At 53.6% G+C, this 12601-nt stretch carries 17 protein-coding genes; all 17 read left to right on the forward strand.

Annotated elements, in window-relative coordinates; all coding sequences use genetic code 11:
* The first annotated feature begins 66 nt into the window (after window positions 1-66).
* Window positions 67-564: a RadC family protein gene (gene radC, locus PG887_RS02755; protein ID WP_270821127.1), complete on the forward strand. Its 498-nt coding sequence runs from the start codon at window positions 67-69 to the stop codon at window positions 562-564.
* Window positions 561-752 (forward strand): hypothetical protein, encoded by a 192-nt coding sequence (locus PG887_RS02760; protein ID WP_077098430.1) that lies wholly within the window; start codon window positions 561-563, stop codon window positions 750-752. The genes radC and PG887_RS02760 overlap by 4 nt, the downstream gene beginning before the upstream one ends.
* A gap of 24 nt (window positions 753-776) precedes the next feature.
* Window positions 777-1115 carry a hypothetical protein gene (locus PG887_RS02765; RefSeq protein WP_174218935.1) on the forward strand — a complete coding sequence of 113 codons (339 nt, stop codon included), beginning with the start codon at window positions 777-779 and terminating at the stop codon, window positions 1113-1115.
* Window positions 1116-1230: 115 nt separating this feature from the next.
* The gene (locus PG887_RS02770; RefSeq protein ID WP_113721837.1) at window positions 1231-1737 is read left to right on the forward strand and encodes a hypothetical protein; all 507 of its coding nucleotides are present in this window, start codon (window positions 1231-1233) and stop codon (window positions 1735-1737) included.
* Entirely contained in the window at window positions 1737-1952 is a 216-nt protein-coding gene (locus tag PG887_RS02775; RefSeq protein ID WP_016349977.1) for a hypothetical protein, read from the forward strand. The genes PG887_RS02770 and PG887_RS02775 overlap by 1 nt, the downstream gene beginning before the upstream one ends.
* Entirely contained in the window at window positions 1949-2311 is a 363-nt protein-coding gene (locus tag PG887_RS02780) for a hypothetical protein (protein WP_270821128.1), read from the forward strand. The genes PG887_RS02775 and PG887_RS02780 overlap by 4 nt, the downstream gene beginning before the upstream one ends.
* Before the next feature lie 79 nt (window positions 2312-2390).
* Complete coding sequence (locus PG887_RS02785) at window positions 2391-2933, forward strand: hypothetical protein (protein ID WP_029303521.1); 543 nt, start codon at window positions 2391-2393, stop codon at window positions 2931-2933.
* Between the two features lies 1 nt (window position 2934).
* Window positions 2935-3276, forward strand: coding sequence for a hypothetical protein (locus PG887_RS02790; RefSeq protein WP_077098440.1), 342 nt, complete (start codon window positions 2935-2937; stop codon window positions 3274-3276).
* A gap of 74 nt (window positions 3277-3350) precedes the next feature.
* Window positions 3351-3647: a hypothetical protein gene (locus PG887_RS02795; protein ID WP_125596618.1), complete on the forward strand. Its 297-nt coding sequence runs from the start codon at window positions 3351-3353 to the stop codon at window positions 3645-3647.
* 89 nt (window positions 3648-3736) lie between these two features.
* Complete coding sequence (locus PG887_RS02800) at window positions 3737-4051, forward strand: hypothetical protein (RefSeq protein ID WP_270821129.1); 315 nt, start codon at window positions 3737-3739, stop codon at window positions 4049-4051.
* Window positions 4052-4053: 2 nt separating this feature from the next.
* A complete protein-coding gene (locus PG887_RS02805; RefSeq protein WP_270821130.1) occupies window positions 4054-4437 on the forward strand; it encodes a type IV toxin-antitoxin system YeeU family antitoxin in 384 nt (127 codons plus the stop codon).
* A gap of 160 nt (window positions 4438-4597) precedes the next feature.
* Complete coding sequence (locus PG887_RS02810) at window positions 4598-6199, forward strand: type I restriction-modification system subunit M (RefSeq protein WP_257712151.1); 1602 nt, start codon at window positions 4598-4600, stop codon at window positions 6197-6199.
* Window positions 6196-6801, forward strand: a complete 606-nt coding sequence (gene fic, locus PG887_RS02815) for a protein adenylyltransferase Fic (RefSeq protein WP_270821131.1) — start codon at window positions 6196-6198, stop codon at window positions 6799-6801. The genes PG887_RS02810 and fic overlap by 4 nt, the downstream gene beginning before the upstream one ends.
* Window positions 6802-6803: 2 nt before the next feature.
* Entirely contained in the window at window positions 6804-8117 is a 1314-nt protein-coding gene (locus tag PG887_RS02820; protein ID WP_270821132.1) for a restriction endonuclease subunit S, read from the forward strand.
* A gap of 1 nt (window position 8118) precedes the next feature.
* Window positions 8119-8679: a hypothetical protein gene (locus PG887_RS02825; protein ID WP_270670164.1), complete on the forward strand. Its 561-nt coding sequence runs from the start codon at window positions 8119-8121 to the stop codon at window positions 8677-8679.
* A 99-nt stretch (window positions 8680-8778) separates the two neighbouring features.
* The gene (locus PG887_RS02830) at window positions 8779-11877 is read left to right on the forward strand and encodes a type I restriction endonuclease subunit R (protein ID WP_270670165.1); all 3099 of its coding nucleotides are present in this window, start codon (window positions 8779-8781) and stop codon (window positions 11875-11877) included.
* Between the two features lie 50 nt (window positions 11878-11927).
* Window positions 11928-12596, forward strand: coding sequence for a UPF0149 family protein (locus PG887_RS02835; RefSeq protein WP_270670166.1), 669 nt, complete (start codon window positions 11928-11930; stop codon window positions 12594-12596).
* The last annotated feature ends 5 nt before the right edge of the window (window positions 12597-12601 follow it).

Here is a 12601-nt window from a genome sequence, read left to right on the forward strand (position 1 = left end):
ACCTTTCTATCTTTGACCCCGACATGCTTCCTGCGTGCCGGGGTTTTGCTTATTTGGAGACCCAATATGCGTTACCACAAACTCAAAGCCGGAGAATGCCCCGGCACTTATGTCGTCACCGAACCGGTGACCGAGCAAGACCTGTTGCGTATTGCCAATCAGATTGCCCGTAAACGCCTGGCCAAAGGCACTGCCATTACCAGTACCACTGAGGCCGCCGAGCGGCTGCAAACCCTGCTGCAGGACCGGGAGCATGAAGTGTTTGGGGCACTGTTCCTCGACTCCCAGCATCGCGTACTGGCTTTTGAGGAGCTGTTTCGTGGCACCTTGGACAGTGCCAGCATCTACCCACGGGAAGTGGTCAAGCGGGCCTTGCTGCTTAACAGCGGGGCCATTATCGCGGTCCACAATCACCCCAGTGGTAACCCGGAACCCAGCTACTCTGACCGGGTCTTTACCCAAGCCCTCAAAGAGGCCTTGGCGCTGGTGGATGTCCGGTTGCTTGACCATCTGGTGGTCGGTGCTGAGGGCTTAGTCTCGATGGCCGAAAGAGGTCAGCTATGAACCAGACCCCAGGCAAAACCCACCTCACCGCCCTCGATATCCTCATCGAGTTGCGCTGTTGGCTGGCAGACAACGTCGAGATGCAGACCGAGCCCGCCATCGTGGCTCACCTGCCTAACGGCTCCCTGCTCACCCAGGCCGATAGTATCGAGGCTATTGATGCGCTGCTGCATCAGCTGCGCCATTAGTCCGTTCCAAAAGAGAAATGAGCGATGCGATTACCTAACCCCTATTCCCTTGAGGAAACCCTGAGCAAGCTGCGCCATCGTCTGGCTACTGCCTGCAACGAGGAGGCGCTGGCATTACTGGAAAAAGCCGTCACCAAGGCGCGTGATGACGAGGGTTATGCCAGGCAGCTTGAAGAGGCCTTGCTGCGGGGATCCACCATCGAGATCCGCGAATGCCTCAGCTGCTTTGGCGACTACTTCGAGTGCTCCCGAGACGCACCGCCCTATTACCTGCATCACGATGCCGTCAACGGCATTGATTGTGCGCTCTACGCCATCCTGTTTGATGCGGCTTACCCAGACGCAGAGCAGGCGCACGAATAACGCCAGCATCCCCAAACCCGGATCATCCGCGCCAACACCATGATCCGGATATTCCGATCCCCCCAGCAAGGCCACCTCACTACAGGTGGCCTTGTTCATTTCAAGGAGTCACTCAATGTCTGCCTTCATGATTGACCGCAAGGATTACCTAGCCTTTGCCGTGCAGCTACATCGCTTTTGCAATGCCCCCATGCCACCGCACTACACCCTGGAGCTACTGCGCACCCTCTGGTGGCAGCCGCCAGCAGACACGACCAGCACCTGGACGTGGCGGGTTGACCGGCTGGTACGGTTGATGATGCTCGCCAATCGCCGTGCTGTTTGGCATCGCTATCAGCTTGGGCGTCAGCAGGGCCACAAGGAACCACATCAGCACCGCTCGAACAAGCTGGGGCCGCTTAAACCTGCCCATCGTTACCACCAGGCACCACTCACCGATGCCGAACTGGTAGCCCTCTACAAATTCACCTGCTGCGCCCTGTACCAGTCGAGCGAATGGAGCGGGAGTCCTGAGCAGGCCCCACGGCTGGTGAAGGTAATACAGCCGTTGCAGCAGGCGCTGGCGCAAGACGTGCTGACCCGGCTGTCACTGTGGGAGCAAGCACCCTGGGGAGAGATGTGATGGATCTCTACATCACCCTGACAGTGGCAAGCTCGCCACCGAGTTCAATGGCCCACCTAGCCCAACGTGTCGCCGATGACATGGCACACCTGCATCACCGTCTAGGGGATGGGGTGAGCGATGAACTGGGTATCAGTATCAGCTATCTGGTCGAACAGTTTGCGCTGCTGGCAGCTGCTTACCGTTCACCGGAGGAAAAGGAGAAACATCAATGATTGAGTTCAATGACAGCTTTAGCCAGGCCGCCGTCGCGGAGGCCATGTGTGCTCACTCAGGGCTTGCCAAGCTCATCAGTCAGCAGTTGATGCTGCCGGGCTTTGCCTATGCCCACGATGTGGAGGGGCGACGTATTGGTGGCCCGCTGGTGGCCCCCAACCCTGTGTTGCACAAGACCACGCTCTTTGTCAGTCCACGGGATATGCGTGAGCACCTGCCACGAGAGATTAACTTCACCCGCTTTCGCTGCGCCTGTAATGCAGTGGGTCAGCCGGTCGGCGAGTGGCAACGGGTAATTGTCGGGGCCTACGTCAACCATGGTAGTAATGACAAGCCGGATTGGAGTAGTCACACCTGAGCCACGGCCACCAGCACACACAAGACCTCTCACAGCCCCTCACGCCGAGGGGCTGTTTGCATTTGAAGGAAGCCCAACCATGCATGACTTACGTGATTACAAGACTCTGTCCGCCCGACAACTCACCGCCGCTATCGGCCAGCTCAACCACAACACCGCACCGAAGATAATGACCCATCTGGTATTGCGGGCCAGGCAGTCGCAACCGCTCGGTAATGGCCGTAGCAGAGCCAAGGCCCTCAAGCTGCTGCGCCGGGTCAAGAAAGCACACAAGGCGGGGCGTATCCCGTTTGAGCTCACCGTGACGGGTTGCCGCATCGACCGTGGCAGCCATCAGGCTGACCGTTACTACTACGACCGGACGCTGCTGGCCCAGGGCTGGCAACAATACGATACCGAGGAAGACGCCTGGTATTTCGGCATCTGGATTCACACAGAGAAGTTGGAGACCTTTACCTACGCCGAAGGGGATACCAGCCATGTGATTGCGCCAAACGTTGAGGCGTTTCGTGCCGAACTGGCGCGGCTCTATCAGTACCACCCGCAAGCCCCGGCGTTTATCAGCATCGACCCGGAAGCGGGCACGGTGACCCACCACTTTGAAGCCAAGCCGGAGGTGTGAGATGGCGAAGAACATCACCATCAAGGTGCCGGGCAAGCATCCACAGACCGGCGAGCTCACCACCTTTGAGCTCAAGGGCCAGCGCATGGATATCGACCTCGGTGGGCAGGCCGTGCCTTTCCTTATTCATGGGAGGGGGATAGGCACCTCGCTCACCCACATCCCGAGCGGCTACCGCATAGCCCTGCTCGGTGGCTGGCTGACCGCGCGTTACGCCATGCCTGAGAATAAGCCCAGCAGAGCGGCCTGCGCCCAGATGGCCATAGACCGGCTGGTAGCCCAATACGGCTCGCGGCACCTGCTGGACCGACTCAACTGCAAGCCGATTATCAATCAGATGTAACAACGCACAGCTCAAGTGCTCACGCTCATCAATGCTCAGAGGGAGCGACAGCCCAGACAACAAGGAACGATGCAATGACCAACACCCTACCTACAACACCTAATCCACTGGCAAGCCATTCGGTGATGCAGATGCTGGATGTCGCCATGAGTTCCATCATCGGCGACTACGATGACGCAGACCTGGTACCAGAATGGCAATGGGTCAAGCAAATGGCCTCCCATGAACATGTCGGCGTGAAGGATGACTCCGCCTACGAGTACACCCTGAACCTTGCCATGGATCTCGATACGATCCCGCCAGCGCTGCAACCCTTGATCACTGCAGCCCAGCAGGCAGGAGTGAACTACATCCTGTTTTACAACGGCTAACCACCGCGACCATCTCATCGCTCATCCACAAACAACATAAAGGGCCAGCCCTCACAGGCTGGCCCCTTGCATCATTGGAGTCACCGAACATGACCCGTCTTATCACCGGACTCGAGGTGCATCGCTATGCCCCCGAGCTCAACAAACTGCACCTGCGAAACCGTCAGACACTACCCGCTCCCGGCATCACCACCATCAAGCAAGCCAAAGCCCGCCTGTTTGGCCGCTGGCAGCCAGGGCATCAGGTGACCATCACCGTGAGCCATCCCGACTACATCAATCTCTCCCGGCTCTACCGGGGGCGACTGGCAAACTTGACCGAACTCCCAGAACACCTGACCAAGCTGCGCCAGCGCCACAACGTGCCTGGCACTATCATCCACACCCAGTTGAGGTATCGCTAATTATGACCACAACCCATCCCACATGCTCTGCTACACAGCAACCTGAGGTCCCAGCTCTCACACCGCTCCCCAGCAGATGCTGGGGTCTGCCGCGTGATATCTCTCCATGCTTTGGCGCTCGTCTGATACAGAGTCGCTACCGACTCGATTTTCTACCCGATCGAGCCAGTCTGAGCGGTGAGTGGAGTGAGGTGCAGATAGCCAAGCTCGACCTGGCTTTCCCGGAAATCATCAAGGCACTGGAAGCCAAGCTGCTGACCGGCGAACTGGATGCCCAACGTCAGCACTGTATCACTATCCAGCACGGCGGTTTCTCCTGCGAAGCCGATACCTTGGGTAGCCACGGCTATGTCTATGTGGCGCTTTACTCCGCCCTCACTATTTAGGAGGAAGTGGGAAGGCTGTGCAAGCAGCCTTCTCACATTTTCGATGTTAATCAGATGGCGTCAGTTACCTGAACGTGGGTCATTTTTCCGGTATGATGCACATCATTTTCATTAGAAGTTCCGCCTCCTAACTTGCGAGGCGACACACAGGAATCACAGCATGACAAGCATTCAACAACGCGCCGCCCTGCAACGTCAGATCTGGGCCATTGCCAACGAGGTACGCGGTGCTGTCGATGGATGGGATTTTAAGCAGTATGTACTGGGTGCCCTGTTCTATCGCTTTATCAGCGAGAACTTTGCCAGTTACATCGAAGGCGGTGATGACAGCGTCAACTACGCAGAAATACCCGATAGCGTGATCACTCCGGAAATCAAAGAGGATGCCATCAAGACCAAGGGCTACTTTATCCGCCCCAGCGATCTTTTCGTGAATGTGGCCAAAAATGCCAATAGCAACGACAGCCTCAATACCGATCTTGCCCACATCTTTGCTGACATTGAAGCATCGGCTAACGGTTACCCGTCAGAGCGAGACATCAAAGGACTGTTCGCTGACTTCGATACCACAAGCAACCGCTTGGGTAACACGGTAAAAGATAAAAACGCCCGTTTGGCTGCTGTGCTTAATGGCGTGGCCAAGCTGGATCTTGGTGATTTTGAAGAGAATGATATCGATCTCTTCGGCGATGCCTACGAGTTCCTTATTTCCAACTATGCTGCCAACGCCGGTAAATCCGGTGGTGAGTTCTTCACCCCCCAGCATGTATCCAAGTTAATCGCTCAGCTTGCCATGCATGGCCAAAGTAGCGTCAACAAAATTTACGACCCGGCTTGCGGCTCCGGCTCGCTGCTCTTGCAAGCCAAAAAGCACTTTGACGCCCATATCATCGAAGATGGCTTCTTCGGGCAAGAGCTCAACCACACTACCTACAACTTGGCGCGGATGAACATGTTCTTGCACAACATCAACTACGACAAGTTCAACATCCAACTCGGCGATACGCTGCGCGAACCCCACTTTGGCGACGACAAGCCGTTTGATGCCATCGTTTCCAATCCTCCCTATTCGGTGAAGTGGATAGGTTCGGATGACCCGACACTGATCAACGATGACCGTTTTGCCCCCGCTGGCGTGCTCGCCCCCAAATCCAAAGCCGATTTTGCCTTCGTGCTGCATGCGCTCAGCTACCTCTCCGCCAAAGGCCGCGCCGCCATCGTCTGCTTCCCCGGCATCTTCTACCGTGGCGGGGCCGAGCAAAAGATCCGGCAATATCTGGTGGACAACAACTATGTGGAAACGGTGGTCTCGCTGGCACCCAATCTGTTTTACGGCACCACCATCGCCGTGAACATTCTGGTATTGGCCAAAAACAAAAAAGAGACAACCATCCAGTTTATAGATGCTAGCGGTCCGGACTATTTCAAAAAAGAGACTAATAACAACGTGCTGCTGGACAGGCACATCGAGCAAATCATGGAGGTGTTCGACAGCAAGGCCAATGTCGATCACTTCGCCAAATCGGTGCCCCTTGAGCAAGTTGCCACCAACGATTACAACCTCTCCGTCAGCAGCTATGTGGAAGCGAAAGACAACCGTGAAGTGGTGGATATCAGCCAGCTCAATATCGAACTGAAAACCACGGTTGCCAACATTGATAAACTGCGCAAAGAAATTGATACCATTGTTGCCAAAATCGAAGGGACGACGATTGAAGAAACACCGACCGAGGGCATGGAAAGCGAAGGAGAGGTAGCATGATGTTAGAAAATAAATTAAACATCACCAATCAGGTTGAACTTGCCAAAGCTGAGGAGAAAATCAGTAAGCAAAAGGCTAAGCTACTTTTCGACTCTGGCGACATTAACAAGGCTGATGTTGGAACGTTTTCCGGGCTTAGCTTTATTCATGGCTATCTGTTTGGTGACATCTATCACTTCGCTGGTAACATCCGTGACGTCAATATCGCCAAGGGTAATTTTCGTTTTGCACCACTGATGTATTTGGACGTATCGCTAAAGCATATCGATGGCATGCCACAAAGTACCTTTGATGAAATTATCGAAAAATATGTCGAAATGAACATCGCCCACCCATTTCGTGAAGGCAATGGCCGTGCTACGCGTATCTGGCTAGACCTGATGCTCAAAGCCGCGCTTAAACAAGTAGTGGATTGGAACTTGGTGGATAAGGAAGAGTATCTTTCTGCGATGCAGCGCAGCGTAGTGAAAGACCTGGAAATAAAGGCGCTGCTTAAACAAGCGCTCACCAGTCAGATTGATGACCGCGCCTTGTTCATGAAGGGTATTGATGTCAGCTATTACTACGAAGGTTATAGCGAATTCAAGACAGAGGAGCTGTAATCATGAGCCATGTGGACTTTATCGAAAAGTTGCTAAATGGTGTTAATGTTGAATGGAAAACACTAGGAGATATTGGCGAGCTAATTCGTGGCAATGGATTGCCAAAATCGGATTTTACAGCCTCAGGGGTCCCTGCCATTCATTACGGGCAAATTTACACTCTCTACGGGCTTTCAACAGAAACGACTAAATCCTTTGTTTCTCATGAGACAGCAAAAAAACTAAAAATAGTAAATGATGGAGATGTTGTAATTACCAACACTAGTGAAAATTTTACTGATGTGGGTAAGGCATTAGTCTATTTAGGTAAAAAACCAGCTGTTACTGGTGGTCATGCAACTATTTTCAAACCAAGTAATGGTATCCTCGGGAAATATTTTGCTTATTTTACTCAAACGGCTACATTTGCAAACGAAAAAAGAAAGTATGCAAAAGGAACAAAAGTAATTGACGTATCAGCCACTGACATGGCAAAAATTCAAGTTCCCATCCCTTGCCCAGACAACCCGAAAAAATCGCTGAAAATCCAAACTGAAATCGTGCATATTTTGGACGCATTTACTGCGCTTACCACCGAGCTTACCACCGAGCTTACCACCGAGCTTACTGCACGGAAAAAGCAATACAGCCACTACCGCGACCAGTTGTTAAGTTTTGAAGAGGGTGAGGTGGAGTGGAAGACGTTGGGGGATGTGTGCGACTTCAAAAATGGATTCGCTTTTAAAAGCAATCTATTCAAAGAAACAGGACTGCCAATCGTAAGAATAACCAACATAAATGGTTCAGGCGTCGACATGGCGGATGTTAAGTATTTCGATCCGTCTGACTATAAAGAAAACACCCTAAGCTACGTGATCGACAGTGGTGACATTTTGATAGCAATGTCTGGCGCAACCACTGGGAAAATCGGCTGCTTTAACAGCAATAGAACTGCCTACCTGAACCAGCGAGTAGGGAAATTCATATCCAAAAGCAACGCTCTAAACAATCGCTATTTGTATCATTTTTTACTTTCAAAGACCGATGCAATATATGTTCTAGCTGGCGGTGGCGCACAGCCAAATCTAAGCTCCAAGGCGCTTATGGAAAAGATTTTGATTCCAATACCGTATGCAAACGATTCCACCAAGTCGACTGCGGAACAGAAAAGAATCGCAAACATCCTGGATAAGCTAGACACGCTGACAAACTCCATCACGGAAGGTTTGCCGCGTGAAATCGAGCTGCGCCAGAAGCAATACGAATACTATCGCGATTTGCTGTTAAGTTTCCCCAAGACAACAGCAGAGCCCGCACCTGCTGCTGTGGAGAAATAACATGGACAAGATAGCTCAAGTCAAGCAACTGGTCAGCGAGATCAACCGCTTGCATCGTGATTTTTCGAATGACTTTTTCGAGACCGGAAAAATCGAAAAGATCAAGCTGTCCAGAACCATCAAGCATGTGCCGCCCGCGCATATTTACCGCTACCGCCTCGCCCTGCACGAGAGCGTCAACGATTACCTGATGACGGCGGAGATCGACATCAAGTACTTTTACCGCGTGAAGACGCGGGAAAGCATTGACGACAAGATCGGGCGTTTCGCCAGCCGCGAAGACCAATACCCGGTCAACAACTGGCTGAATGATATTTTTGGCGCCAGGATCATTCTGTCCGCCACTGAAATCGAAACCGTACTGGATTTACTGGATGCATGGCAGGATGAACTAGGCCTGAAAAACTGGTATTTGCGCGACAAGGCCGGCTATCGCGGCCTGCATGTGTACTTCAAGAACAAGAGCAATTACTTTTTCCCGTGGGAGCTGCAAATCTGGGATGCGGCAGATATTCAAAGCAATATCGACAACCACGAGAAGTTCAAGCGCCTGTTCATGTGATTTTTTGCCACGGCCATTCAAAAACCAACAAGCTGTGGCGCATCGAATCCGGCTTTAACCATGAAGCCCACAAGGCCGGCAAAACAAGGGTGAAACAGCATGAGCGACTACAAGACCATCGCCGAATCGAAAAATTTTATTGTGCTTGAGAAGTACAGCAAGGACTGGAAGGTGGCAGACAGCTACCAGAGCGAGAACGATCTGGAGTGCGAGCTGATTCAGGATCTGCAAAACCAGGGCTATGAATACCTGGCCGGCCTGAATTCTGCACAAGCCTTGCTGGCCAATGTGCGCGTGCAGCTGCAAACCCTCAATCACGTGCAGTTTCTTGATGCCGAGTGGCAGCGCTTTGTGGAAACCTTTCTGGATACACCCAGCGACAGCATTGTCGACAAGACCCGCAAGATTCACGACAACTATATCCACGACTTTGTGTTCGACGATGGCCGTATCCAGAACATCTACTTGCTGGACAAAAAGAACATCGCCCGCAACAAGGTACAGGTGATCCGCCAGTTCGAGCAGACCGGCAGCCACGCCAACCGCTACGACGTGACGATTCTGGTCAACGGCCTGCCGCTGGTGCAGGTGGAGCTAAAAAAGCGCGGCGTAGCGATCCGCGAGGCCTTTAATCAGGTACACCGCTACAGCAAAGAAAGCTTCAACAGCCAGCACTCCTTGTTCAAGTATCTGCAGCTGTTTGTGATCTCCAACGGCACTGACAGCCGCTATTTCGCCAATACCACCGTGCGCAACAAGCACAGCTTCGACTTCACCATGAACTGGGCGAAGGCGGATAACAGCCTGATCAAGGATCTGAAAGACTTTACCGCCACCTTCTTCCAGAAGCACACCCTGCTGAATGTGCTGCTGCACTATTCGGTGTTTGATGTCAGCCATACGCTGCTGGTGATGCGCCCCTACCAGATTGCCGCTACCGAACGCATTTTGTGGAAAATCAAAAGCAGCCACCAGGCTAAAAACTGGAGCAATACCGACAGCGGCGGCTTTATCTGGCACACCACCGGCTCGGGCAAGACGCTGACCAGCTTCAAGGCGGCGCGGCTGGCGACCGAACTGGACTTTATCGACAAAGTGTTTTTCGTGGTGGACCGCAAGGATCTGGATTACCAGACCATGAAGGAATACCAGCGCTTTTCGCCGGACAGCGTGAATGGCTCGGACAGTACCGCCGGCCTTAAGCGCAACCTGGAGAAAGACGACAACAAGATCGTCGTCACCACCATCCAGAAGCTCAACAACCTGATGAAGAGCGAGGCGGACTTGCCCATCTACGGCAAGCAAGTGGTGTTCATCTTCGACGAGTGTCACCGCAGCCAGTTTGGCGAGGCGCAGAAGAACCTGAAGAAGAAGTTCAAGAAGTTCTGCCAGTTTGGTTTCACCGGCACGCCCATCTTCCCCGAGAACGCCTTGGGCGCAGAGACCACGGCCAGCGTGTTTGGCCACGAGCTGCATTCGTACGTGATCACCGATGCGATCCGCGACGAGAAGGTGTTGAAGTTCAAGGTGGACTACAACGATGTGCGCCCGCAGTTCAAGGCCATCGAGACCGAGCAGGACGAGAAGAAGATCAGTGCAGCCGAGAACAAGCAAGCCCTGCTGCACCCGCAACGTATCCGCGAGATCAGCCAGTACATCCTGACCAACTTCCGGCAAAAGACCCACCGCCTGCACGCTGGCAACAAGGGTTTCAACGCGATGTTTGCCGTCAGCAGTGTGGATGCTGCCAAGCTCTACTACGAGTGTTTCAGGGAACTGCAGAAGAACAGCGACAAGCCGCTTAAAGTGGCGACCATCTTCTCGTTCGCCGCCAACGAGGAACAGGACGCGATTGGCGACATCCAGGACGAGGGCTTTGACGTGTCTGCCATGAACAGCAGCGCCAAGGAGTTCCTGAGTGCGGCCATCGACGACTACAACGCGCTGTTCAAGACCAACTTCAGCGTGGACAGCAACGGCTTTCAGAACTACTACCGCGACCTGGCCAAGCAGGTGAAGGCCAAGGAAATTGACTTGCTCATCGTGGTGGGCATGTTCCTGACCGGCTTTGATGCCCCCACGCTGAACACTCTGTTTGTAGACAAGAACCTGCGCTACCACGGACTGATGCAGGCTTACTCCCGCACCAACCGCATTTTTGACGCTACCAAAACCTTCGGCAACATCGTTACCTTCCGCGACCTTGAGCAGGCAACCATCGATGCCATCACCCTGTTCGGAGACAAGAACACCAGGAACGTGGTGCTGGAGAAAAGCTACAAGGAGTACATGGAGGGGTTCACCGATGTGGCGACCGGTGAGGCGCGGCGTGGCTTCATGGAGGTGGTGAAGGAACTGGAAGAGCGCTTCCCCGATCCGGCGGCAATTGAAAAGGAAGCCGACAAGAAGGCCTTTGCCAAGCTGTTTGGCGAGTACCTGCGTATCGAGAACGTCCTGCAGAACTATGACGAGTTCGCCAGTCTGAAAGAGCTTCAGAGTGTTGACCTGACGGATGCCGCTGCGGTGGAGGAGTTCAAGGCCAAGCACTATTTGAGTGATGAAGATCTGACGGCACTGCAAGCCATCACGCTCCCCGCAGAACGGAAAATTCAAGACTATCGCTCCACCTACAACGACGTGCGCGACTGGCTGCGCCGCGAGAAGTCAGGGGCCGAAAAGGAAAAGACGACCATCGACTGGGACGACGTGGTCTTTGAGGTGGATCTGCTCAAGTCGCAGGAAATCAACCTGGACTACATCCTGGAGTTGATCTTCGAGCACAACAAGAAGACCAAGAGTAAGTCAGCGCTGGTGGATGAGGTGCGGCGCGTGATTCGTGCCAGCCTTGGCAACCGCGCCAAGGAGGGCCTGGTGGTCGATTTCATCAATCAGACCGACCTGGACCAGATTGGCGACAAGGCCAGCGTGATCGACGCATTCTTCACCTTTGCCCAAGCGGAACAGCAGCGTGAAGCGCAGGAATTGATCACCACCGAGGAGCTCAACGTTGATGCCGCCAAGCGCTACATAGCCACCTCACTCAAGCGCGAGTTCGCCAGCGAGAACGGAACCGAACTCAACGCAGTCCTGCCCAAGATGAGCCCGCTAAACCCGCAATATCTGACCAAAAAACAGAGCGTTTTCCAGAAAATCTCGGCGTTTATTGAGAAATTCAAAGGGGTTGGTGGTGACATTTAGTCAATATTCTACTCCATGCCCAAACGGATGGATTACTGGAGTTGGTAAAAATGCAATCGTTTGAAATTTTGAGTGATGAAGAGTTCGATGAGCTGGAAGCGCTGTTGGAGCGCTACGGCAGTGAAAACAGCATAGCCTCCATGTCGATGCTCGATGGCTTTTTGACAGCTGTGGTCTCTGGCCCTCACCTCATCATGCCGAGCACCTGGCTCCACGCGATCTGGGGTGGTGAGCAGGATCAACCCGAGTGGCAAAGCGAAGCTGAGCTGGAGCGCTTTATCGACCTAGTGATGCGCCACAGCAACGACATTGCGACCACTCTGACCTATGCGGCAGAAGACTATTTCCCGGTGGCACCGGAGTTTGAACGACACGGTGAGTGGGTTCCGCTGATCCACGACTGGTGTGGGGGTTACCTGGGGGCGATTGAATTGGCACCATGGCCAACGCTACCGGCTCCGGAAGCTGCTGCACTGGCGATGATAGCTGAACCGCTGGAGAAGATGCCTACATCGTTGGAAGCGCTCAGCAATGAACACTTGCAAGAGCAAGCCACCAAGGCCCGCTTTGCTGCTCGTATCCTGCACGCCCACTTTTTGGCGCAACGAAGTGAACGCCCGGCACGTTCTCAACCAGTGGTGGCACCCATCAAGATTGGCCGCAACGAGCCGTGCCCCTGTGGCAGCGGCAAGAAGTACAAGCAGTGCTGTTTGCACTGACCAAC

The organism is Aeromonas sp. QDB14 (genome assembly GCF_027707845.1).
Taxonomy (GTDB): domain Bacteria; phylum Pseudomonadota; class Gammaproteobacteria; order Enterobacterales; family Aeromonadaceae; genus Aeromonas; species Aeromonas caviae.

Excerpts from the sequence above, each read along its gene's own strand:
- radC (WP_270821127.1), top strand. The coding sequence starts at position 67 with ATGCGTTACCACAAACTCAAAGCCGGAGAATGCCCCGGCACTTATGTC.
- PG887_RS02760 (WP_077098430.1), top strand. The coding sequence starts at position 561 with ATGAACCAGACCCCAGGCAAAACCCACCTCACCGCCCTCGATATCCTC.
- PG887_RS02765 (WP_174218935.1), top strand. The coding sequence starts at position 777 with ATGCGATTACCTAACCCCTATTCCCTTGAGGAAACCCTGAGCAAGCTG.
- PG887_RS02770 (WP_113721837.1), top strand. The coding sequence starts at position 1,231 with ATGTCTGCCTTCATGATTGACCGCAAGGATTACCTAGCCTTTGCCGTG.
- PG887_RS02775 (WP_016349977.1), top strand. The coding sequence starts at position 1,737 with ATGGATCTCTACATCACCCTGACAGTGGCAAGCTCGCCACCGAGTTCA.
- PG887_RS02780 (WP_270821128.1), top strand. The coding sequence starts at position 1,949 with ATGATTGAGTTCAATGACAGCTTTAGCCAGGCCGCCGTCGCGGAGGCC.
- PG887_RS02785 (WP_029303521.1), top strand. The coding sequence starts at position 2,391 with ATGCATGACTTACGTGATTACAAGACTCTGTCCGCCCGACAACTCACC.
- PG887_RS02790 (WP_077098440.1), top strand. The coding sequence starts at position 2,935 with ATGGCGAAGAACATCACCATCAAGGTGCCGGGCAAGCATCCACAGACC.
- PG887_RS02795 (WP_125596618.1), top strand. The coding sequence starts at position 3,351 with ATGACCAACACCCTACCTACAACACCTAATCCACTGGCAAGCCATTCG.
- PG887_RS02800 (WP_270821129.1), top strand. The coding sequence starts at position 3,737 with ATGACCCGTCTTATCACCGGACTCGAGGTGCATCGCTATGCCCCCGAG.
- PG887_RS02805 (WP_270821130.1), top strand. The coding sequence starts at position 4,054 with ATGACCACAACCCATCCCACATGCTCTGCTACACAGCAACCTGAGGTC.
- PG887_RS02810 (WP_257712151.1), top strand. The coding sequence starts at position 4,598 with ATGACAAGCATTCAACAACGCGCCGCCCTGCAACGTCAGATCTGGGCC.
- fic (WP_270821131.1), top strand. The coding sequence starts at position 6,196 with ATGATGTTAGAAAATAAATTAAACATCACCAATCAGGTTGAACTTGCC.
- PG887_RS02820 (WP_270821132.1), top strand. The coding sequence starts at position 6,804 with ATGAGCCATGTGGACTTTATCGAAAAGTTGCTAAATGGTGTTAATGTT.
- PG887_RS02825 (WP_270670164.1), top strand. The coding sequence starts at position 8,119 with ATGGACAAGATAGCTCAAGTCAAGCAACTGGTCAGCGAGATCAACCGC.
- PG887_RS02830 (WP_270670165.1), top strand. The coding sequence starts at position 8,779 with ATGAGCGACTACAAGACCATCGCCGAATCGAAAAATTTTATTGTGCTT.
- PG887_RS02835 (WP_270670166.1), top strand. The coding sequence starts at position 11,928 with ATGCAATCGTTTGAAATTTTGAGTGATGAAGAGTTCGATGAGCTGGAA.